At 55.3% G+C, this 20,935-nt stretch carries 27 protein-coding genes and 3 pseudogenes; 27 read left to right on the top strand and 3 right to left on the bottom strand.

Features of this window, described 5'->3' with window-relative positions; genetic code table 11:
* Positions 1 to 4 precede the first annotated feature (4 nt).
* The 6 genes from ABLV78_RS24445 to ABLV78_RS24420 all read left to right on the top strand — a co-directional run bounded on the left by ABLV78_RS24445 (position 5) and on the right by ABLV78_RS24420 (position 3,828).
* Positions 5 to 229 (top strand): TraR/DksA C4-type zinc finger protein, encoded by a 225-nt coding sequence (locus ABLV78_RS24445; protein WP_047045426.1) that lies wholly within the window; start codon positions 5 to 7, stop codon positions 227 to 229.
* The gene (locus ABLV78_RS24440; RefSeq protein ID WP_047045421.1) at positions 226 to 501 is read left to right on the top strand and encodes a DUF5405 family protein; all 276 of its coding nucleotides are present in this window, start codon (positions 226 to 228) and stop codon (positions 499 to 501) included. Before ABLV78_RS24445 ends, ABLV78_RS24440 begins: the two co-directional genes overlap by 4 nt.
* On the top strand, positions 491 to 2,782 hold the full coding sequence (locus tag ABLV78_RS24435) for a replication endonuclease (RefSeq protein WP_348865220.1): 2,292 nt from the start codon (positions 491 to 493) through the stop codon (positions 2,780 to 2,782). Before ABLV78_RS24440 ends, ABLV78_RS24435 begins: the two co-directional genes overlap by 11 nt.
* Positions 2,783 to 2,786: 4 nt before the next feature.
* On the top strand, positions 2,787 to 3,131 hold the full coding sequence (locus ABLV78_RS24430; protein WP_348865221.1) for a hypothetical protein: 345 nt from the start codon (positions 2,787 to 2,789) through the stop codon (positions 3,129 to 3,131).
* Positions 3,132 to 3,437, top strand: a complete 306-nt coding sequence (locus ABLV78_RS24425; RefSeq protein WP_348865222.1) for an ASCH domain-containing protein — start codon at positions 3,132 to 3,134, stop codon at positions 3,435 to 3,437.
* Between the two features lie 133 nt (positions 3,438 to 3,570).
* Positions 3,571 to 3,828, top strand: a complete 258-nt coding sequence (locus ABLV78_RS24420) for a hypothetical protein (protein ID WP_348865223.1) — start codon at positions 3,571 to 3,573, stop codon at positions 3,826 to 3,828.
* A gap of 322 nt (positions 3,829 to 4,150) precedes the next feature.
* Here ABLV78_RS24420 and ABLV78_RS24415 read toward each other — a convergent pair whose 3' ends face one another.
* The 3 genes from ABLV78_RS24415 to ABLV78_RS24405 are packed head-to-tail and all read right to left on the bottom strand — an operon-like array spanning position 4,151 to position 7,685.
* Positions 4,151 to 5,173 (bottom strand): phage portal protein, encoded by a 1,023-nt coding sequence (locus ABLV78_RS24415; RefSeq protein ID WP_348865224.1) that lies wholly within the window; start codon positions 5,171 to 5,173, stop codon positions 4,151 to 4,153.
* A complete protein-coding gene (locus ABLV78_RS24410; RefSeq protein ID WP_348865225.1) occupies positions 5,170 to 5,916 on the bottom strand; it encodes a terminase large subunit domain-containing protein in 747 nt (248 codons plus the stop codon). The genes ABLV78_RS24415 and ABLV78_RS24410 overlap by 4 nt, the downstream gene beginning before the upstream one ends.
* On the bottom strand, positions 5,916 to 7,685 hold the full coding sequence (locus ABLV78_RS24405) for a terminase ATPase subunit family protein (RefSeq protein ID WP_032723321.1): 1,770 nt from the start codon (positions 7,683 to 7,685) through the stop codon (positions 5,916 to 5,918). The genes ABLV78_RS24410 and ABLV78_RS24405 overlap by 1 nt, the downstream gene beginning before the upstream one ends.
* A gap of 165 nt (positions 7,686 to 7,850) precedes the next feature.
* Here ABLV78_RS24405 and ABLV78_RS24400 point away from each other — a divergent pair, with 165 nt between their 5' ends.
* The 21 genes and pseudogenes from ABLV78_RS24400 (at position 7,851) to ABLV78_RS24300 (ending at position 20,935) form a co-directional block, all read left to right on the top strand.
* Positions 7,851 to 8,705 carry a GPO family capsid scaffolding protein gene (locus ABLV78_RS24400; RefSeq protein ID WP_348865226.1) on the top strand — a complete coding sequence of 285 codons (855 nt, stop codon included), beginning with the start codon at positions 7,851 to 7,853 and terminating at the stop codon, positions 8,703 to 8,705.
* A 76-nt stretch (positions 8,706 to 8,781) separates the two neighbouring features.
* Entirely contained in the window at positions 8,782 to 9,849 is a 1,068-nt protein-coding gene (locus ABLV78_RS24395) for a phage major capsid protein, P2 family (protein WP_348865227.1), read from the top strand.
* Positions 9,850 to 9,853: 4 nt separating this feature from the next.
* Complete coding sequence (locus ABLV78_RS24390) at positions 9,854 to 10,603, top strand: phage terminase small subunit (protein ID WP_348865228.1); 750 nt, start codon at positions 9,854 to 9,856, stop codon at positions 10,601 to 10,603.
* Positions 10,604 to 10,696: 93 nt separating this feature from the next.
* The gene (locus ABLV78_RS24385; protein WP_032413162.1) at positions 10,697 to 11,206 is read left to right on the top strand and encodes a head completion/stabilization protein; all 510 of its coding nucleotides are present in this window, start codon (positions 10,697 to 10,699) and stop codon (positions 11,204 to 11,206) included.
* A complete protein-coding gene (locus ABLV78_RS24380) occupies positions 11,206 to 11,409 on the top strand; it encodes a tail protein X (RefSeq protein ID WP_015370176.1) in 204 nt (67 codons plus the stop codon). The genes ABLV78_RS24385 and ABLV78_RS24380 overlap by 1 nt, the downstream gene beginning before the upstream one ends.
* 2 nt (positions 11,410 to 11,411) lie before the next feature.
* Positions 11,412 to 11,709: pseudogene (locus ABLV78_RS24375) on the top strand (phage holin family protein).
* A complete protein-coding gene (locus ABLV78_RS24370) occupies positions 11,696 to 12,193 on the top strand; it encodes a glycoside hydrolase family 24 protein (RefSeq protein ID WP_032413164.1) in 498 nt (165 codons plus the stop codon). The pseudogene ABLV78_RS24375 and the gene ABLV78_RS24370 overlap by 14 nt, the downstream one beginning before the upstream one ends.
* Positions 12,190 to 12,603, top strand: a complete 414-nt coding sequence (gene lysB, locus ABLV78_RS24365) for an Rz-like lysis system protein LysB (protein ID WP_348865229.1) — start codon at positions 12,190 to 12,192, stop codon at positions 12,601 to 12,603. The genes ABLV78_RS24370 and lysB overlap by 4 nt, the downstream gene beginning before the upstream one ends.
* Positions 12,503 to 12,748: an Rz1-like lysis system protein LysC gene (lysC, locus tag ABLV78_RS24360; protein ID WP_233430116.1), complete on the top strand. Its 246-nt coding sequence runs from the start codon at positions 12,503 to 12,505 to the stop codon at positions 12,746 to 12,748. The genes lysB and lysC overlap by 101 nt, the downstream gene beginning before the upstream one ends.
* Positions 12,711 to 13,178 (top strand): phage tail protein, encoded by a 468-nt coding sequence (locus ABLV78_RS24355; RefSeq protein WP_047045389.1) that lies wholly within the window; start codon positions 12,711 to 12,713, stop codon positions 13,176 to 13,178. The genes lysC and ABLV78_RS24355 overlap by 38 nt, the downstream gene beginning before the upstream one ends.
* Positions 13,171 to 13,620, top strand: a complete 450-nt coding sequence (locus ABLV78_RS24350; protein WP_032723326.1) for a phage virion morphogenesis protein — start codon at positions 13,171 to 13,173, stop codon at positions 13,618 to 13,620. The genes ABLV78_RS24355 and ABLV78_RS24350 overlap by 8 nt, the downstream gene beginning before the upstream one ends.
* Before the next feature lie 68 nt (positions 13,621 to 13,688).
* On the top strand, positions 13,689 to 14,330 hold the full coding sequence (locus ABLV78_RS24345) for a phage baseplate assembly protein V (RefSeq protein ID WP_032413169.1): 642 nt from the start codon (positions 13,689 to 13,691) through the stop codon (positions 14,328 to 14,330).
* Positions 14,327 to 14,674, top strand: coding sequence for a GPW/gp25 family protein (locus tag ABLV78_RS24340; protein ID WP_032413170.1), 348 nt, complete (start codon positions 14,327 to 14,329; stop codon positions 14,672 to 14,674). Before ABLV78_RS24345 ends, ABLV78_RS24340 begins: the two co-directional genes overlap by 4 nt.
* A gap of 6 nt (positions 14,675 to 14,680) precedes the next feature.
* Positions 14,681 to 15,589: a baseplate assembly protein gene (locus ABLV78_RS24335; protein WP_348865230.1), complete on the top strand. Its 909-nt coding sequence runs from the start codon at positions 14,681 to 14,683 to the stop codon at positions 15,587 to 15,589.
* Positions 15,582 to 16,190 carry a phage tail protein I gene (locus tag ABLV78_RS24330; protein ID WP_045367701.1) on the top strand — a complete coding sequence of 203 codons (609 nt, stop codon included), beginning with the start codon at positions 15,582 to 15,584 and terminating at the stop codon, positions 16,188 to 16,190. Before ABLV78_RS24335 ends, ABLV78_RS24330 begins: the two co-directional genes overlap by 8 nt.
* Positions 16,187 to 16,732 (top strand): annotated as a pseudogene (locus ABLV78_RS24325) (phage tail protein); the annotation flags it as partial. The gene ABLV78_RS24330 and the pseudogene ABLV78_RS24325, both read left to right, overlap by 4 nt.
* Before the next feature lie 942 nt (positions 16,733 to 17,674).
* Positions 17,675 to 17,894 (top strand): annotated as a pseudogene (locus ABLV78_RS24320) (phage tail protein); the annotation flags it as partial.
* A gap of 181 nt (positions 17,895 to 18,075) precedes the next feature.
* On the top strand, positions 18,076 to 18,693 hold the full coding sequence (locus ABLV78_RS24315; RefSeq protein WP_015370164.1) for a tail fiber assembly protein: 618 nt from the start codon (positions 18,076 to 18,078) through the stop codon (positions 18,691 to 18,693).
* 131 nt (positions 18,694 to 18,824) lie between these two features.
* Positions 18,825 to 20,003, top strand: a complete 1,179-nt coding sequence (locus ABLV78_RS24310) for a phage tail sheath protein (protein ID WP_045367703.1) — start codon at positions 18,825 to 18,827, stop codon at positions 20,001 to 20,003.
* Positions 20,004 to 20,018: 15 nt separating this feature from the next.
* Positions 20,019 to 20,537: a phage major tail tube protein gene (locus ABLV78_RS24305; protein ID WP_015370162.1), complete on the top strand. Its 519-nt coding sequence runs from the start codon at positions 20,019 to 20,021 to the stop codon at positions 20,535 to 20,537.
* 62 nt (positions 20,538 to 20,599) lie between these two features.
* Entirely contained in the window at positions 20,600 to 20,935 is a 336-nt protein-coding gene (locus ABLV78_RS24300; protein WP_348865231.1) for a phage tail assembly protein, read from the top strand.

Raw genomic sequence — 20,935 nt, 5'->3', positions numbered from 1 at the left:
ATCAATGCCGGATTATATGGATCACATTCAGGAGCGACAGACGGAATCACTAACTCGCCAGATTAACGCCGCTCGGGTGAAACCGTGCGGCGCTGCTGCATTGGTTTGCGAAGAATGTGACGCACCAATCCCTGCTGACCGCCGTGCGGCATATCCGTCGGCGACACGCTGTGTCTACTGTCAGTCAGAGTTTGAATCAAAAGCTAAACACTTTCGGGGGCAGGCATGAGCATTCGTATTGAGATTGGCGAGCGCTATGTCGTCACAAGTGACCGTTTTCAGTTCATTTTGCAGGAGAAAAAAACCGCCGAAACAGGGAAGAATGCCGGTAAAGAGTGGCTGGATGTTGTCGGCTATTACCCCAAATTAAACCAGCTCGTTTCCGGTTTGATTCAGCACGATATTTTGAGCGGTAGTGTTGGCTCTTTTGAAGCGTTGAGCGCTCAGGTTGAGCGACTTGGTCAGCAGTGTTTAAAGGCATTTGACACAAATGGCTATTGAGACGCGGGGGCGCGTTGCCCCCTCACCACCTCCGCCGTTTTCAAAAAGCACCGGTGATAATTTCGTCGGTGCATATCCGTGGAATAAATCCAGAGAGGCCATTGGCCGCGACAGACCCCTTACACGTGCCGAACTCCGTCAGGTGCAAGGTGTTTTAAATCGGATTGACCGCCTGCCGTTTTTCCTGCAAACAATGTTTACTTCGCGTTATAACTTCATCCGCCGCACAAAGAGCCCTTTGGGTGGGCTTTATTTCCTCAAAAATACATTTGAGCGCAAGCTGCTCCCGCGTCTTGAGCGTGTTAATGAGTTGTGCGGGATGAACGAAGCCGCTTCGATTGGGTTTATATCTGAGCGTGACCAGTTTGCGCGCCTGCCTGACATGAATGACAAGGAACTCAGAAAATTTGCGGCCAGAATAGCATCACAGCTCTGGAGCAAATACGAGGAGTTAAGCGACGCATGGGCAGAGGCACACGGCGGAAAAGATACGCTATTCACAGATGAGGCGCAGGCGCATTTATACGGTCAGGTGGCCGGTATTGCTCGCGCTTTTAATCTTACCCCGATGTACTGGAAAAAATACCGCAAGGGTCAGATGACGATCCGAATGGCATTTTCCGCAATTTCCCGACTTATTAAAGACGAGTGGTGGGTCAATCAGCTCAAAGCACAGCGTATGCGCTGGCGCGAGGCGCTGCTCATCGCTGCCGGTGAGGTCAATAAAGACCGTTCACCTTATGCGAGCAAAATGGCGGTTCGTGATGTTCACGCGCGCCGCCTGGCTAATCTCGAATACCTGAAATCTTGCGAACTGGAAAACAAAGTCACCGGCGAACGTATCGACCTTATCAGTAAGGTCATGGGGAGTATTTCAAACCCTGAAATTCGTCGCATGGAGCTGATGAATACTATCGCAGGGATTGAGCGTTATGCCGCTGCTGAGGGTGATGTCGGTATGTTTATCACGCTGACAGCACCCTCAAAGTACCACCCAACGCGTCAGGTCGGAAAAGGTAAAGATAAAACCGTACAGCTTAATCATGGCTGGAATGGTGCGGCTTATACCCCTAAAGATGCGCAGCGTTACCTTTGCCGTATCTGGAGCCTGATGCGTACAGCTTTCAAAGATAACGATTTGCAGGTTTACGGAATGCGTGTCGTCGAGCCACACCATGACGGGACGCCGCACTGGCACATGATGCTGTTTTGCAAGCGTCGGCAGCGTAAAGAAATTACCGAAATTATGCGTCGTTATGCTCTCAAAGAGGATGGCGAGGAGCGCGGTGCTGCTCGTAACAGATTTCAGGCTAAACACCTGAACAAAGGCGGTGCGGCAGGGTACATCGCGAAATACATTGCAAAAAATATCGACGGTTATGCGCTCGATGGTGAGCTCGATAACGATACCGGCAAGCCGCTCAAAGATACCGCCGCCGCTGTTACTGCATGGGCGTCAACGTGGCGAATACCTCAGTTTAAGCCGATTGGACTGCCGACAATGGGCGCTTACCGTGAGCTGCGTAAGCTGCCTCGCGGGGTCAGTATTGCTGACGAGTTTGATGAGCGTGTGGAAGCTGCGCGCGCTGCTGCCGATGGCGGTGATTTCGACCTGTATATCACTGCACAAGGTGGCGCAAATGTCCCGCGCGACGGGCAGACGGTCAGGGTAGCCCGTAGCGTTAGTGACGAGGTTAACGACTACGAGGAAGAAATCGAGAGAGTTGTCGGTATATACGCACCTCACCTCGGCGCGCGTCACGTTCACATTACCCGGTCATCGGAATGGCGCATTGTTCCAAAGATTTTGGCCGTTGAGCCTTTGACCTTAAAAAGCGGCATCGCCGCGCCTCGGAGTCCTGTCAATAACTGTGGAAAGCTCACCGCCGGTGGCGATCCAGTTATGACCCATACGCCGTCTGAGCATGTCGCAGCGGTGCTAAATCTCGTTGAGGGTGGGGTTATCGCATGGGATGACCCAGAAGTTATGGCAGTGCTCAGGGGCGCTTTAAAACGCGATACGCCGCAGAAAAATCGCCAGCAAAGAAGCGGCGAAACATTAAAACCGCATGATATTGCGCCATCGGGCAGGATGACAAAATCCGAACGCGCTCAAATACCGCGCATCCGCTTTGACCTTGCGCAACATGGCATCACCCCGAAACGCTGGGAGCTTGAGGCGTTGGCACGTGGTGCGACCGTGATTTACGAGGGGCAGAAATTCACATATCCGGTTGCTGATGAGTGGCCGGGATATTCAACAGAAAAAGAGTGGGGCTAATGTAATGACGACTAAGTTAATTCAGTCAGGCGATTATATGATTGGTTGCGACCCGGCTTATTCAGCAGAGGAAAAAGCCGTCGGTATTATTTGCAGAGTTGATAAAAAATCAGGAGTGGTTACGGTTTTATCAAAACTGGATGAACACGGTGTCAGGGTGGTTGAGTCTTTAGCTGAAGAAATTCGGGCTTGTAAAAAGGCTCTTGTCAAACGCGAGCCAACGGTCGTGATTCCTAGCATATGGAAGCACTATTCCGGTTCGAAAGTGGCGGGGATTTACGAAGCGGCAATGGATAAAGCGGGTGTGAAATGGCTCAGTGTTGATGATATCCGTCGGGAGGGTTGTTAAATGGGCAATCTGCAACTGGCTGTGAAAGGTGAATATTTCGACGCCATGAAGTGCGGAGAGAAAACCGAAGAATACCGGCTGTATAACGAGTATTGGCGCTCTCGCCTTATCTGCGGCGCGTGGGCAGACTTTCCGCGTAAATACGACCGCCTGATTATCACCAAAGGCTATCCGCGCAAAGACGATACCAGTCGACGCATCGACGTGAAGTACAACGGCTTTGAAATCAAAACCATAACTCATCCTCATTTCGGCGATAAACCGGTGAAAGTGTTCGCGATTAAGGTGATTTTAAATAATAAATAATAACGCCGTCAGCGCTGAAACTCGCTTTCAGTGCTGGCGGGGTTGAACAACGAGCCCGGCGAGGCGTTAGCATTAACCCCGGATATCTGCTAAAACACTGTATGTGTATACAGTATTTTTTTGTGGTGGTTATATGGGCGTCAAAGACTCAAATTTTCAAGTTGTCTATCGTGGTGAGGCTTTAGAGAACTTTAAGCCGGGTGGATGGGTGTTTTTTCAGCGTCCCAAAGAGTGCGGCGGTGGGTACTGGTTAGGCCGTACTTATCACGATGTTTTCATGATTGAATATGAGCGGCCGGTTTCGCTAAACGAGGGAATGCAATACTTGCTCTTGGTGGATGAGGTCGAGTCAAAAAGCGATGAATTTATCACTAATTTACCGCTTTTTTAGTGGCGCATGCATAAGGTGCATGAGTTTGCATTCGTTTTTAATTTCAGTGTTTGCCAGCCAGCGCCAGTGCTCGCGCGCCTCGGGGCTCCTGATGCAACTGCATTAAAAATGCCCCATAAAGCGGGCAGGCGTGGCGGGGAAAGCATTGCGCGCCAGCGGTGGTGCGCATTATTAAAAATTATCGTCTGAGCGCGTCGTGACGGCGCTGTCGTGGTTGCTGTCGGCTCGTTGGTGGTCGATGGTGGTCGTGCGCGTGTGGCGCGTCTGAGGCGTGATGATGGCGGGATATGAAAAAGCCGCCATCGCGGCGGCTTGGGGGGTGTTATTCCGGGTTATCGAGGGTGTAATTTTTAAACCTGATGACTTCCGTGCCGAGCCAGTCGTTTACCTCCCTGAATCTGTCCTGTAGTGGCGACAACTCGTTACGCACAAAGACTTTTGCCACCTTCTCAACGTCACCTAGTGAACCGATATTCTCGGGCTTGCCGCCCATGAGCTGGAACGGTACGCGGTGCGCGTCCATCAGGTCAGCGGCGCTGGCTTTCTTGATGTTAAAAAAATCATCCTTTGTGGCGACTTCGCTCAGTGGCACGATTTTGATGCCGTCCGGTTTCCCGCCGGGAGCGTAGAAAAACAGGTTTTTAAAGTTGCCGAGCCCCTTTGAGTTACGCATCGCCTCGCGCAGCGATTCGACGTCGGTCGCGCTCTGCGCCGGGTCGGTCACATACATGATGTAACCCGCGTGCGCACCGTTCTGGTAATATTTGCGGCGAAATAGGGTCGCGGACTCATTCAGCCAGGCGGAATTAAGCGCGCTAAGATATTCCGGCAGGCCGTAAATCTCCTGATTAATGTCGGGCTCCAGCAGGTGAAAAACCGTATCAGGGGCGAATTCGTGAGGCTGGGTGAAATTTTCCACAAACCAGAAAATCGAGTCGTCGACCCCGCGTCGGGTGTATTTGGCCGGTGAGGCCAGCAGTTTGATTAACTGGCCGGTGACGCTGTGACGCTGCTCAAGAAAGGCATTGCCGAAAACGAGATAGTCGAGCGCAAAGCGGCTGAAATCCTGACGAGACAGCAACGGGTGCGGGATATAGGTACTGGCGAGCACATTGCGCTTAACATAAATCGGTGAGCTGTGATGTACGGCAGAGCGCAGGCTCTTTGCCAGCCCGGAGAAACTGACCGGCGGCTCGTACCATTTGCCATTACTGATGCACTCGACATAATCCAGAATGTCGCGTTTATCGAGTACCGGCACCGGCTCGCCGAAGGTGAACGCCTCCATTTTTTGCGAGGCGCTGGCGGTCATGGCGACTGCTTTACGTGGCTTGCGCTTGCTCATGCTGCCACCTCACCCGCTGCAACAGCAAAAGACCAGTCGCAGCCAAACAGTCTGCGATAATCGTCATCGCGGTATTCGCGTTTTATTTCCTCTGGCGTAAAGAGATTGCACCCGCGCAGGCATGCTGCATCGAGCGTGACCGACTGACGCCAGACACCATCTTTGCAGAATACGCTGTCGCCGGTAGTGATTAACGGTGACGGTCGGTGCCTGCGTAACGTGCCGTTCCACACCTGAAAAGCGTCAAAATTATCAGAGGGTGAGGTGAACATCGTCAGGCTGTAGCGTTTATGGCAGGCGATAGCCGCCGAGACTTTGGCCGCTCTTATCGGATTATTGAACCATCCGAACTCATCAAGATAGACATTACCCGCCAGCGCGGCGCAATGGGATTCCTCACCGACAAAGCTGATAACCGCACCGTCGTTGAGCTGCAGGCTGTGGCCGTTGCTTGCCAGACGGACACCAACACGCGCCGAAAGGTCATTCATGTACATCAGCGCCACGCGCGCATGCTCAATGGTGTGAGCAAACCAGATTTGATTATCGCCCGTTGTCAGAGCATCAAGCAGAGCCTCGCGGCTAAAAAGCTGCGTTGCGCCAATCTGGCGCGATTTGGTGATACTGCGATCGATATTGAGTTTACCGACCCGCAACCATGTTGCCTGATAGTCAAAACTGTCAGAGTGCAGAATGTCGGCCATTGCCTGAATCTGGCTTTGTGAGAAAACGTTATTTTTCATTAATTAAACTCCAGAATAGATTTTGGCTGCATGCCGCTACCGGCGGAAAGCGGTTCGTTTAACAGGGCGTGCATGGTCGCCCATGCGATATCGGCGTGACTGGCTTCCTCGGTGCGGCTGGCCTCATAGGTGGCGCTGCGCCCGCTGCTGGTCATGGTTTTGCGGATGGACATAAACGACTGCGTGACGTCGGTTGCCCCGGCGTCATATTCCAGACAGCCGCGGCGAATGGTGTCTTTTGCCTTGAGCACCATTGCGGTTTTCATTTCAGGTGTGTAACGGATACCGCGCGCTGCCGGGAAGAATGAGCGCACCAACTGATAAACGCCGAGGCCGAGGCCGGTCGCGTCAATGCCGATGTATTCAACGTTATATTTCTCGGTCAGCTTGCGGATCCCCTCTGCCTGTGCGGCAAAGTCCATGCCTTTCCACTGATGACGCTCCAGCATGCGGAACTTGCCACCCGAGACCACCGGCGGCGCGAGTACGACGCACCCGGCGCTGTCGCCAGTGTGTGACGGGTCGTAGCCAATCCAGACCGGGCGGGATCCGAATGGATAATCGGCGAACGGGGCAAAGTCTTCCCATGATTCCATCACGTCGACCATGCAGCGCTGCAGCTCCTCGAACGGGAACACCGACGCTTTGTCGTCGACAAATTCGCACATAAACAGGTTTTTAAAGTCTTCTGCGCTGTTTTCGCGTTTGAGCTGGTCAAGGTCAAACAACGTGCAGCCACCGGCAAGCGCGTCCTCAATGGTGACAATCTGCCGCCACTGTCCATCGTCGCAGAGCTGACCACCGGCGAGCGCGGTATGGCTGATATCGATATCGATACGCTCGGCGATACTGCTGCGCCCCTTGTTGAACAGTTCGCCAGACCAGAAGGGGTAAGCGCCATGCGCCAGCGTGGAGGGCGTCGAAAAATAGGTTGAGCGCAGGTGTTTTTGCGAGGCCATGCCCGAGGCGACTTTGCGCAGCCGCTGAAAGTTCGGGATCCAGAAAATTTCGTCGACATACAGGTCGCCGTTATGGCTCTGCGCCGTGTTGGAATTGGTACCGAGAAAAATCAGTTTTGCGCCGTTGTTGCCGATGACAATCGGGTCGCCGGTCAGGTCGACGTCGACCAGTCGCGCAAACTGGATGATGTACTCGCGGAACACGTAAGCCTGCGTTTTACTGGCTGACAGGAAAATCTGGTTATGGCCGGTTTTGAGTGCGCGCAGCAGTGCCTCGCGGGAGAAATAGAACGTCGCGCCAATCTGGCGGGATTTGAGAATATCGCGAATACGGTGCGCCAGCCCTGCGCGGTACCACTGCAGCTGATACTCGAAAGACTGGTCGAAGAATATTTCTTCCAGCTTTGCGATAGCCTCGTCGCTGAAAAAGTTCTTTTTCGGTTTCTTACGCTCGCCTTTGTTGCGGTTGGCAACGTTGGGGTTAAGGTCGACCTCGTTGCCGGTCTGGCTGTAGCGGTTAACGCGCGCCAGTCGCTCAATCTGCCGCCCGAGCAGGTCAATCTCTTTGAAGTCGCCGCCTGACTTTTGTGGCTTAACGATGAGCTGAATCAGACGCGCCTCAAGGCTGCTTTCGACGCGGGAAATCGGTGCAATACCGTCCCAGCCGTCGCGCTGCTTCCAGCTCTGCACGGTCGGGCGTTTGACCTGCAGCATTTCGGCAATCTGTGGCACGGAAAAGCCCTGCCAGTAAAGCAGCGATGCCTGTCGTCGCGGGTCATGCAACAAGGTTGTATCGGTGGAAATGGTCATTGATGCCTCGCCGTAATGGATTCAGGGCAAGGCTACTTAATGGCCGTCAGTGATTCGCTAAGGTGCTGTTGTGTGGGAGGTTGTCCAGTCGTGACTGGTGGCTGAGGGTGGTCTGAGTCTGGAAACTGGCGGTGACCCGTAACCACAACCTCAGGACTCCTGACAATGGCAAAAAAAGTCTCAAAATTCTTTCGCATCGGCGTCGAGGGTGATACCTGCGACGGGCGCATTATCAGCGCCAGTGATATTCAGGAAATGGCCGACACCTTTGACCCGCGTGTCTACGGTTGCCGCATTAACCTTGAGCACATTAAAGGTCTGCTGCCTGATAGCCCGTTCAAACGCTATGGCGATGTGGTCGAACTGAAAGCGGAAAAAATCGATGACGATTCCGCGCTTAAAGGAAAGCTGGCACTGTTCGCCAAAATCAGCCCATCCGACGAATTAGTCGCGATGAATAAGGCGCTTCAGAAGGTTTATACCTCAATGGAAATTGCGCCGAATTTCAGTAACAGCGGGAAATGCTACCTCGTTGGTCTGGCTGTGACCGATGACCCGGCGAGCCTCGGCACCGAATATCTCGAATTCTGCCGCACCGCGAAATACAACCCGCTGCAGCGCTTTAAGGCCAATCCTGAAAACGTCTTTTCTGTTGCCACACTGGCGGAACTGGAATTTGAAGACGTTCCCGGCACGGTACTCAACAGCCTGGTCGATAAGGTGAGCGCCATTTTCAGCCGCAAACAGGTCAGCGACGATGCGCGCCTGAATGATGTGCATGAAGCGGTGACCACCGTCAGCGAGCATGTGCAGACCAATCTGACCGCACAGGATAAGCGTATTTCCGATATGGAAACCGCATTTGCGACCTTCAAACAGGAACTGACCGGCAAGGTTGAAGAAACCAGCCAGGCATTTTCCGTCCTGAAAACCACCCTCGATAAAACCGAAAGTTTCAGCCAGCCGCGACGCGCAAAAGCCAGCGGTGGCGGTGGCGATGAGCTGCTGACCGACTGCTGATAACCCGCAGGTCTGAAACCGGGCGGCGACCCCGCCCGATGCTGTGACTAACCAATTAATTCAAACAGGAAATACTATGCGTCAGGAAACCCGTTTTAAATTCAATGCCTATCTGAGCCAGCTCGCCAAACTGAACGGCATCAGCGTTGATGACATCAGTAAAAAATTCACCGTCGAGCCGTCCGTTACGCAAACCCTGATGAACACCGTGCAGGCGTCATCCGCGTTTCTGCAGATGATTAACATTCTGCCGGTCGCAGAAATGAAGGGCGAGAAAATCGGCGTCGGTGTGACCGGCACTATCGCCAGCACGACCGACACCTCGGGCGACAAAGAACGCCAGACCGCAGATTTCACCGCGCTTGAGTCCAACAAGTACGAGTGCAATCAGATTAACTTTGACTTCCACCTGACCTATAAGCGCCTCGACCTGTGGGCGCGTTTTCAGGATTTCCAGCGCCGCATTCGCGACGCCATTGTCCAGCGTCAGGCACTGGATTTCATCATGGCCGGTTTTAATGGCATCACCCGTGCTGATACTTCAGACCGCATTAAATACCCGATGCTGCAGGATGTGGCTGTCGGCTGGCTGCAGAAGTACCGCAATGAAGCCCCGGCGCGCGTGATGAGCAAAATCACCGATGCTGAGGGTAAGGTCGTATCTGATGTGATTCGTGTCGGTAAAAACGGCGACTATGAAAACCTCGATGCGCTGGTGATGGATGGTACCAACACCCTGATTGACGAGATTTATCAGGATGACCCGAAACTCGTCGCTATCGTTGGCCGTAAGCTGCTGGCCGACAAATATTTCCCGCTGGTTAACAAACAGCAGGAAAACAGCGAATCGCTCGCGGCCGATATCATCATCAGCCAGAAGCGCATCGGCAACCTGCCAGCCGTGCGCGTGCCTTACTTCCCGGCAAATGCGGTATTCGTGACCACGCTGGAAAACCTCTCTATCTATTTCATGGATGAGAGCCACCGTCGCAGCATTGATGAGAACCCGAAAAAAGACCGCGTGGAAAACTACGAATCGATGAACATCGATTATGTGATTGAAGCGTATGCCGCCGGGTGCCTGCTGGAAAATATCACCCTGGGCGATTTCACCGCGCCTGCAGCACCGGAAAGCGGAGAGTAAACCCATGACGAGCCCCGCACAGCGTCACATGATGCGGGTCTCGGCCTCAGAAGCCGCGCAGCGGGAAAAAGCCCCGCTGCGCCATGCAACCGCCTACGAGCAGATGCTGGTAAAGCTGGCCGAAGACCGCCGCACGTTAAAAAACATCCGTTCAAATGAGCGCAAAGCCGAGAAAAAGCGCGAGCTGTTGCCGTTCTATGCGCCGTGGGTCGCCGGTGTGCTGGCTGATGGCCGTGGTGCACAGGATGACATTGTAATGACCGTCATGCTGTGGCGTCTCGATGCCGGTGATATCGCTGGCGCGCTGGAAATAGCCCCTTATGCGCTGAAATACGGCCTCACCTCTGACCATCGCCGCACGACGCCTTACATGCTGGTTGAAGAGGTGGCACTTGCCGCACAGCGCCTGCGCGATGCCGGTGAGCCTGTCGACCTCGCATTACTGCTGACCACCATCGACCTGACCGACGGTGCCGACGTTCCCGATATGGTGCGCGCCCGTCTGCATAAAGTGACCGGCCTGACCCTGCGCGATGCCGGTCAGAGCGCGGAGGCGCTGGCACAGTTTCAGCGCGCTATGCAGCTCGACCGCAACGGCGGTGTACGTAAAGCGATTGAGCAACTGGAACGCGCATTAAAGCCAAAACCAGAAACGGCACACCGTAAAACGACTAAACCGCGCACGCGCAAACCTGCCACCAAACCGGCGGCAAAGCGCGGGCGCCCACCAAAGGCGGTTAAAACCGCCGGTTAACTGAACGCTCCCCGAGCCGGGCGGCACGCCGGTCAAAGCGGGTATTAACCCAGACGGAGACCGGCGTCCACCGCCCAACCTAACGAGGTTGTCATGACGACAGTGATACTGAATCAGCCCGATGAACTGCAGGACATTCCGGGCGTGGTGATTCCCGCCCCCGAGACGGGCGACGCAGTGATTAAAAACACGTTCTTTTTTCCTGATGTGGATCCGAAGCGGGTGCGCGAGCTGATGCGCCTTGAGCAGACGGTGTCCGATGCGCGCCTGCGTAATGCCATCAAGACCGGCATGGCGGAAACCAATGCGGAGCTTTACGACTACCGGCTGCGCCAGCTTGCAGCAGGGTTTAAGCGGCTGGCCGACGTGCCTGACGCCGAGGAAATCGACGGCGAGAATGTGCGCGTTTTCCACTACCTGAGCGCCGTAACGGCGATGACAACCGCCACCCTCTATGAGCGTTATCGCGGCGTTGAGGCTACCGGCAAGGGTGACAAAAAAGCCGACAGCGTCGAAACCACCATTGATGACCTGTGGCGGGATATGCGCTGGTCGGTTGCGCGCCTGCAGGATAAGCCACGCTGCATCGTGGGTCAGCTCTGATGAAAGCCTATGCGATGCAGGGCGATACCCTCGACGCGCTTTGCGCCAGGTATTACGGGCGCACTGAGGGCGTTGTCGAGACGGTGCTGCAGGCTAATCCGGGTCTGTCTGAGCTGGGCGTCATTCTGCCGCATGGCACGGCGATTGACCTGCCCGACGTGGCATCGTCACCCGTAACTGAAACTATCAATCTTTGGGAGTAACCATGACAGAAGGGGAAAAAGGCGTCCTGTCGTTGTTTTTGATTGGCGCGATGATTGTTGTCGGAAAAGTGCTGGCCGGTGGTGAGCCTATCACCCCGCGCCTGTTTATCGGTCGCATGTTGCTCGGTGGTTTTGTCTCGATGGTCGCCGGTGTCGTTCTGGTGCAATTTCCTGATATGTCACTGCCTGCTATTTGCGGACTTGGATCCATGCTTGGCATCGCCGGTTATCAGGTCGTGGAAATCGCCATTCAGCGCCGCTTTAAATCGCAAAAGGGGGGAGAGTGATGCCGGTCATTAATACTCATCAGAATATCGCCGCGTTTCTGGACATGCTGGCGTATTCAGAGGGAACGGCGACGCATCCGCTGACAAAAAATCGTGGTTACGACGTCATTGTCACTGGCCTTGATGGCAAGCCGGAGATTTTCAGCGACTACAGCGACCACCCTTTCGCGCATGGCCGACCCGCGAAAGTGTTTAACCGTCTGGGCGAAAAGTCCACGGCATCCGGGCGTTATCAACAGCTTTATCGATACTGGCCGCACTATCAGAAACAGCTCGCATTACCGGATTTCAGCCCACTGTCGCAGGACAAACTTGCGATTCAGTTAATCCGGGAGCGTGGCGCGATTGATGATATTAAGGCGGGGCGTATTGAACGTGCAATTTCCCGCTGCCGCAATATCTGGGCGTCATTACCGGGTGCCGGTTATGGCCAGCGTGAGCACAGTCTCGAAAAACTGGTGACTGTCTGGCGCACGGCTGGCGGGGTGATGGCATGAAAATCCTGATAACGCTCCTTGTACTGGCCGTGCTTGGTCTGCTGTGGTTACGCCATGAGAACGGCAATTTATCCCGCTCCTTTGAGACGGCAAACCGCGTCGCGAGCGAGCAAAAGACGACGATTGGCATGCTGAAAAATCAGCTCAGTGTCGCCGGTCAGCTCGCCAGACGTAATGAATCCGCGCAGGTAGCACTGCGCGAACAGCTCGCAGAGGCCAGTGCAGAAGCCAGTCGTCGTGAGCAGACAATTACGAGGTTACTCAATGAAAATGAAGCCTTTCGCCGCTGGTATAACGCTGCTCTGCCTGATGCTGTGCGTCGGCTGCACACCCGCGCCGCCTGCGCCAGCGCCGGTGATTGTGGTCAACGGATGCCCGAGGGTGAGCCTTTGCCCGATGCCGGGAAGTGACCCGAAAACAAATGGCGACCTGAGCGCGGATATACGCCGCCTTGAGGGGGCGCTGACCGCCTGCGCGCTGCAGGTCAAAACCGTCAAACACTGTCAGGATGAACTCGATGCAGAAGCACAAAAGCCTGCGCAAAGCGCTGATTAACGCCGTGCCGCAGCTCCGAAATAACCCCGATATGCTGCGCCTTTTCGCCGATAACGGGCATACCGATTCCCGACTGGCGAGCTCGCTGTCGTTTGAAAAGGTGTACGTGCTTAACGTAGTGGTGACCGACTTCACCGGCGACCTCGATTTGATTTTCGTCCCGGTGCAGGCATGGCTGCGCGAACATCAGCCAGACATCATGACCACCGACGAGGGGCGGGAAAAGGGATTCACCTGGATTATTGATATCAATAACGACGATTCGCTCGATATCAGTATCAGCCTGAGGCTCACCGAGCGCACGCTCGTCAAAGAGGTCGATGGTGCGCTGCATGTCAGTTATGCCCCTGAGCCGCCGCTGCCTGAGCCGGTGACGCGCCCGGTCGAGCTGTACGTTAATGGCGAACTGGTGAGTAAGTGGGATGAGTGAGTTAACCGCGCTGCAGGAACGTCTTGCCGGTCTGATTGCCAGCCTCTCACCGGCGGCGCGTCGGCAAATGGCGGCTGACATTGCGAAAAAGCTGCGCGCCAGTCAGCAACAACGTATTAAGCGACAGCAGGCACCCGACGGCACCCCGTATGCCGCGCGAAAGCGCCAGCCGGTGCGGAGCAAGAAAGGTCGCATTAAGCGCGAAATGTTCGCCAAACTGCGCACTAACCGCTTTATGAAAGCCAAAGGCAGTGACAGTGCGGCGGTGGTGGAGTTTACCGGCAAAGTGCAGCGCATGGCGCGGGTGCATCACTACGGCCTCAAAGACCGGCCAAACCCTCACAGCCGCGACGTGCAGTACGAGGCGCGCACGTTGCTCGGCTTTACCCGTGATGATGAGCAGATGATAGAGGACGTCATTATCAGCCACCTCGGCAAATAAATATTGTGCCATCCCCCATCAAATCCGCCCCGATTGGCGCGGATTCAGACCCGAGGCATCCTTGCGATATGAATACGTTATCCACGATACAGGAACTCGCGCGCGCAATTCGCAACCTCATTCGCTCAGGTGTGGTGACTGAGGTCGACACCGCACAGGGGCTTTGCCGGGTGCAGAGTGGCGGGATCCAGACTACATGGCTGAACTGGCTGACCACCCGCGCCGGTCGTTCGCGCACGTGGTGGGCGCCCTCGGTGGGTGAGCAGGTGCTGCTGCTGGCCATTGGCGGCGAGCTCGATACCGCTTTCGTGCTGCCGGGTATTTTCTCCGATGATAACCCCGCCCCGTCTGCCTCGGCGGATGCGTGGCACGTAACTTTCCCTGATGGCGCGGTGATTGAATATGAGCCAGAGACCGGCGCGCTGACGGTCAGCGGCATCAAAACGGCTGACGTGACGGCATCGGATTCCATCACTGCGACCGTGCCGGTCGTGCTGGTGAAAGCGGAGACCCGCATCACCCTCGATACCCCCGAGGTTGTGTGTACCAACAAGCTGACCACCGGCACGATTGAGGTGCAGAAAGGCGGCACCATGCGCGGCAACATTGAGCACACCGACGGGACATTTAAATCAAATGGCGTGCAGGTGGATGACCACGGTCACGGCGGCGTGCAAAAAGGCGGTAGCTGGACGGAGGGCACCAAATGACGGCGCGCTATCAGGGTATGAACCGCAATACCGGCCTTGCTATCAGTGACACTGAGCACATCAGCCAGAGCATGCGCGACATTCTGCTGACGCCGGTCGGCTCGCGGGTGATGCGCCGTGAATATGGCTCGCTCCTGTCGGCGCTGATTGATATGCCGCAAACCCCCGCGCTCAGGCTGCAAATCATGGTGGCATGCTATTCGGCGATCCAGAAGTGGGAGCCACGCATACGCCTGACCGCCATCAGCTTTGAGAGCGGCGAGGCTGGCGAAATGTATGTCGATATTACCGGGGCGCGAACCGATACCGGCGCGTCAGTTTCTACCACCCTTTCACTGAGTTAAATCACTATGGCAACTGTTGACCTGAGTCAGTTACCTGTCCCCGATGTGGTTGAGGTGCTGGATTATGAAACCATCCTTGCGGAACGCATTGCGACGCTGATTTCACTTTATCCCGAAGACCAGCAGGAGGCCATCGCCCGGACGCTGACGCTTGAGTCAGAGCCGATTGTTAAGCTGCTGCAGGAAAACGCCTACCGTGAGGTTATCTGGCGTCAGCGGGTGAACGAAGCCGCGCAGGCGGTGACGCTGGCGTATTCAACCGGTAACGACCTCGACGTCGTGGCCGGAAACAATAATACCGAGCGCCTCACCATCACACCGGCAGATGACACCACCATCCCGCCGACGCCTGCCGTTATGGAATCCGACACCGACCTGCGCCTGCGCACGCAACAGGCATTTGAGGGATTGAGCGTGGCGGGTCCGGTCGGCGCATATGAATATCATGGCCGCAGCGCCGACGGGCGGGTCGCTGACGTCTCGGTCGAAAGCCCGTCGCCAGCCTGCGTGACGATTACCGTGTTATCCCGCGAGGGCGACGGTACCGCCAGGGCTGACCTGCTGGCGATTGTTGATAAGGCGCTGAACGCTGAGGATGTTCGCCCGGTGGCCGACCGGGTGACCGTCCAGTCAGCCGAGATTGTGCCGTACCAGATTGACGCGACGCTCTACGTTTACCCCGGTCCAGAATCTGAGCCCATCAGGCAGGCATCAGAGCAGAAGCTGCAGAGCTACATCAGCGCGCAGCACCGTCTCGGGCGCGATATCCGGCTGTCAGCCATTTATGCCGCGCTGCATGTCGAAGGGGTGCAGCGTGTCGAACTGGCATCACCGCAGGCCGATATCGTGCTGAGTAAGTCGCAGGCGTCGAACTGTACCGAGCACCGGATAACTATCGGGGGCTCAGATGAGTGACCGGTTGTTACCCGTCGGCTCGTCGCCGCTGGAAGTTGCCGCCGCTGCCGCGCTCGCTGAGATTCAGCGCGTGCCGGTACCGTTGCGCACGTTATGGAACTGGCGCACCTGCCCGGTCAGTCTGCTGCCTTATTTGGCGTGGGCGCTGTCGGTCGACCGGTGGGATGAGACGTGGCCGGAGGCGACAAAGCGCAGTGTTTGTGCCTCCTCGTTTTTTGTCCATCAGCACAAAGGCACCATCAGCGCATTGCGCCGGGTGGTTGAGCCGCTCGGCTATCTGATTGAGGTGCGCGAGTGGTGGAAGCTCAACGAGGAGCCAGGCACATTCCGCCTCGTTGTTGGTGTGCTCGATAGCGGTATCACTGAGGAAATGTATCAGGAGCTTGAGCGCCTGATTGAAGACGCCAAACCGGCAAGCCGCCACCTGACCGGGCTGGCTATCAGTCTGAGCTCAACCGGCGAGCTGTATGTCGGCGCGGCCTGCTATCACGGTGATGCGCTGACGGTTTACCCCTATTTGCCCGAAGAAATTATTGTCGGTGGCGGTATTTATCCGGCCTCGGCTATTCATTTGATTGATAACCTGAGAGTGAACGCATGACAGCAAAATATTATGCCATTCTGACCAATCAGGGCGCGGCACGGCTGGCGAACGCGACCGCACTCGGCACTAAGCTGAACCTGACGCAAATGGCCGTGGGCGATGCCAACGGCAAATTACCCACGCCAGACCCGGCACAAACAGCGCTTATTAACCAGCAGCGCATCGCGCCGCTGAATATGCTGACCGTTGACCCGGCCAATGCCAGCCAGATTATCGCGGAACAAATTATTCCCGAAAATGAGGGCGGTTTCTGGATCCGCGAGATTGGTCTCTATGATGATGATGGCGTGTTGATTGCCGTGGCGAACTGCCCCGAAACCTACAAGCCGAAACTGGCGGAGGGGAGCGGCCGCACGCAGACCATTCGCATGATTCTGATTGTCTCCAGTACGACGGCCATCACGCTAAAAATCGACCCGTCGGTCGTGCTGGCAACCCGTCAGTATGTCGACGATAAAGCCATTGAGGTTAAGGGTTATGCCGATGAGCTGATGAAAAATCACCTTGCGGCTGCTAACCCGCATGCTCAGTATTTGCAGGCAAAAAATAACCTGTCAGAACTGACCGACAAATCAAAAGCGCGTGGCTCGCTGGGGTTAGGAAGCGCAGCGACAAAGGACGTCGGAACAGGTACGGGTCAGGTGATTGGCGTCGGCGGATTTGGTCTGGGTGCTGAGAAAATCAGCACCACTACGATTGATTTTAAAACCCGTATTTTTCGCGCAGGTGAGTCTCTGCTTATCAAAATGGAGGGCAGTACCAACGTACCGACCGGACTGCCAACCGGGCCGGGTCAGTACATGTATGCGCATTGTCTGGGCGTCAGGGATAACAGCTATGGTTGCACGGTTGTTTTTGTTATGCACAACAATGCAGCACTCTCTTTTTTAGGTACCCGCTTTGATAACGTCAGCAGCGGCTGGATATTGATGCGGGTAGGTAATCAGGCCGAGTTGTCGAAATACCTCTCTTTAGCCGGTGGCGATATTACCGGTCGCCTCGGTGTCAGTGGTGTACTTGAGGTCGGTAAAACGGGAACGGAATCCCTTATCACTCTCGGTGCATCAACGGTGCTCAGAGATAACGCGAATAACGCACTGGTTATCAGCAGCGAGTCGGGGGCGGGAAGTAAGGCAGGAGTATTTTTACGCCCCATTGCCAGCACTGACAGCACCATGCAAATGCAGGGTAATGCTGATGGCTGGTTTACTGATAAGTTCACCCCAAAAATTCTCAAAGTAACCGGACAAGACGCCCTTATCAAAAGTGGCGCGTATTCCTACACCGACGGAAGCCAGACATTCAATCAGGTTGATGGTCTGTTTATGCAGAGCGTCGGCGGCCAGTACGGAAATATCAGATTCACTGAAATGGTGGGCAAAAGGTCATATATCGGCTTTGAAATCAAAGGAGGCGATAAAACGGCATGGCTGGAGTTCCGACATAACGGGAGCTTTGTGATAAATGGCACTGACATTGCGCCTGTCGGCATTCCTCAACCGTGGCCTTTGGCAACTGCACCTTTGGGGTGGCTTATCTGTAATGGTGCCACTTTTGACAAGGCAATGTATCCATTTTTGGCAGCGGCATATCCCTCCGGCAAATTACCTGACCTGCGCGGTGAATTTATTCGCGGGTGGGACAACGGACGCGGCGTGGATCCTGGCAGGTCTTTACTGGCATGGCAGGACGACATGATAAAAAAACATAGCCACACGCTCGGTACATATAAATCCGTTGACGCCGGAATCAAGATGCCAGTGACTGCCGGTGCTGAGCTTTCTAATTCCGGCGTGGGCGGCGCTATGTATACCGGTGAAGCTGGTAGCTCAGAAACCCGCCCACGCAACATTGCATTTAACTACATTGTGAGAGCAGCATAATGAACAAATACAACACTGATTTACCTACGGCAAAACTGAATAAAAGCGGCATTGCCACCGTTGCTGGCTGGCTCACGGTGTACAACGTGGAGCCTCAGCAGCGCGAATTTCAGGCGGTGACGATGGAATATTTAGCCGCGGGTGTGGGCTTGCCTGCTTTCAGTTATGCCGATAAGCCAGCATTACCGGGTGATGGCTTTGCACTGGTGCGCAGCGCGGATGAAAAACAATGGGAAACTATTGCGGATTATCGCGGTTTAACGGCTTACAGCACTGAGACCGGGCAACCGGAAATCATCGCTTTTCTCGGCGAATTGCCGGATACGCTGACGTTACTGGCACCTGTCACGGCGTATGATAAATGGGACGGTAACCAGTGGGTGACCGACACGGCGGCGCAACATGCTGATGAAATTGCCGTCGCAGAACAGCAAAAGCAGGCTCTGCTTTCTGAGGCGCAGCAGCAAATCACCGGGTGGCAAACAGAGCTGCAGCTCGGCATCATCAGTGATGATGATAAGGCCAGCCTGATTCTCTGGATGAATTACATTAAGGACATTCAGGCGGTAAGCACCGAGGGTGCGCCGGATATCGAGTGGCCGGTCAAGCCGGAATAATGCAAGGCGGGCTGATGCCCGTCTTTTTTATGCCCTTCTTTTGTACCATCAGCCAGCCATCGCCATTACATAGCCCGCCCCCACCACACAACAGAAAATATTACTCACCCACTAACCACGGAGTTACCCGGATGAGTGATTTTCACCACGGCGTGCAGGTGCTTGAAATTAACGACGGCACCCGCGTCATTTCCACCGTTGCGACCGCTGTCGTCGGTATGGTCTGCACGGCCAGCGATGCGGATAGCGCAACATTCCCCCTCAACGAGCCGGTGCTGATTACCAATGTGCAGAGCGCTATTGCGAAAGCCGGTAAACAAGGCACGCTGGCAACCTCACTGCAGGCCATCGCCGACCAGTCAAAACCCGTCACCGTCGTCGTGCGTGTTGCCGAAGGTACCGGAGAGGACGCCGAAGCGCAGACCATTTCAAACATCATCGGCGGCACGGATGAGAACGGTAAATACACCGGCATCAAGGCACTGTTAACCGCCGAGGCGGTCACCGGCGTCAAGCCACGTATTCTCGGCGTGCCGGGTCTCGATACGCAGGAGGTCGCAACCGCACTCGCCTCGGTGTGTATCAGCCTGCGTGCGTTTGGTTACGTCAGTGCATGGGGCTGTAAAACCCTATCTGATGCCATCAAATACCGCGAAAATTTCAGTCAGCGCGAGCTGATGGTTATCTGGCCTGACTTCCTTGCGTGGGACACCACCACGAACGCCACCGCAACCGCCTACGCCACCGCGCGCGCACTCGGCCTGCGCGCCTATATCGACCAGACAATCGGCTGGCACAAAACCCTGTCTAACGTGGGCGTGCAGGGCGTCACCGGCATCAGCGCCTCTGTCTTCTGGGATTTGCAGGCATCCGGCACCGATGCTGACCTGCTCAACGAGGCCGGGGTCACGACACTGGTGCGCAAAGATGGTTTCCGCTTCTGGGGTAACCGCACCTGCTCTGATGACCCGCTTTTCCTGTTTGAGAACTACACCCGCACCGCGCAGGTACTGGCCGACACGATGGCCGAGGCGCACCTGTGGGCGGTCGATAAACCCATCACCGCATCGCTTATCCGCGACATTGTTGACGGCATTAACGCCAAATTCCGCGAGCTGAAATCGAATGGCTACATCGTGGATGGTGAATGCTGGTTCGATGAGGAATCGAACGATAAAGAGAGCCTGAAAGGCGGGAAACTGTATATCGATTACGACTATACGCCGGTTCCCCCGCTGGAAAGCCTGACCCTGCGCCAGCGTATTACCGATAAATATCTGGTCAATCTGGCCGAATCGGTCAACAGCTAAGGAGCCTGAAACGACATGGCACTACCCCGCAAACTTAAATATCTGAACATGTTCAATGACGGCCTGAGCTACATGGGCGTTGTTGAATCCGTGACGCTGCCGAAGCTGACCCGCAAGCTCGAAAACTATCGCGGCGGCGGTATGAACGGCGCGGCGGCGATTGACCTCGGTCTCGATGACGATGCGCTCACCGTCGAGTGGTCTGTCGGTGGCCTGCCTGATGTGGCGCTCTTTGCGCAGTATGCCGCGCCGGGTGCCGATGCTGTGCCGCTGCGTTTTGCTGGCTCTTACCAGCGCGACGACACCGGCGAAATCGTGGCCGTTGAGGTGGTCATGCGCGGCCGTCACAAAGAAATCGACGGCGGCGAGAATAAACAGGGTGAAAACACCTCGACCAAACTGTCGACCGTCTGCACCTACTACCGCCTCACGATTGATGGTAGCGACGTTATCGAAATCGACACCGTCAACATGGTCGAGAAGGTGAACGGCGTAGACCGTCTGGAACAGCACCGCCGCGCAATCGGGCTGTAATCTCCTGACCGGTCAGCACTGCTGGCCGGTTATTAATCCCTTTCTGAGCAGAGAAAAACATCATGGCAAAAGCACCACGTAAAACCCCTGAATTTGTTGATACGGCTGGCAATGAAATTGACACCGTAAACCCGAATGTCGTGACCCTCGACAAGCCAATCAAGCGCGCCGGTCAGACAATTGAGAAAGTCACCCTGATTGAGCCGAACGCCGGTACCCTGCGCGGTGTCAGTCTGGCGGCGGTGGCGCAGTCTGAAGTCGATGCGCTGATTAAAGTCCTGCCCCGCATGACCTATCCCGCACTTACGGCGCAGGAGCTTACCGCAATGAATCTGCCCGATATGCTGCAGCTTGCCGGTAAGGTGATTGGTTTTTTGTCACCGGCTTCGGTGGGATAG

This window comes from Klebsiella sp. CN_Kp075, assembly GCF_040065055.2.
In the GTDB taxonomy this organism is placed as follows: Bacteria; Pseudomonadota; Gammaproteobacteria; order Enterobacterales; family Enterobacteriaceae; genus Klebsiella; species Klebsiella aerogenes.
The sequence above is the reverse complement of the archived record's forward strand: the minus strand, read 5'-3'. Positions and strand labels throughout refer to the sequence as shown.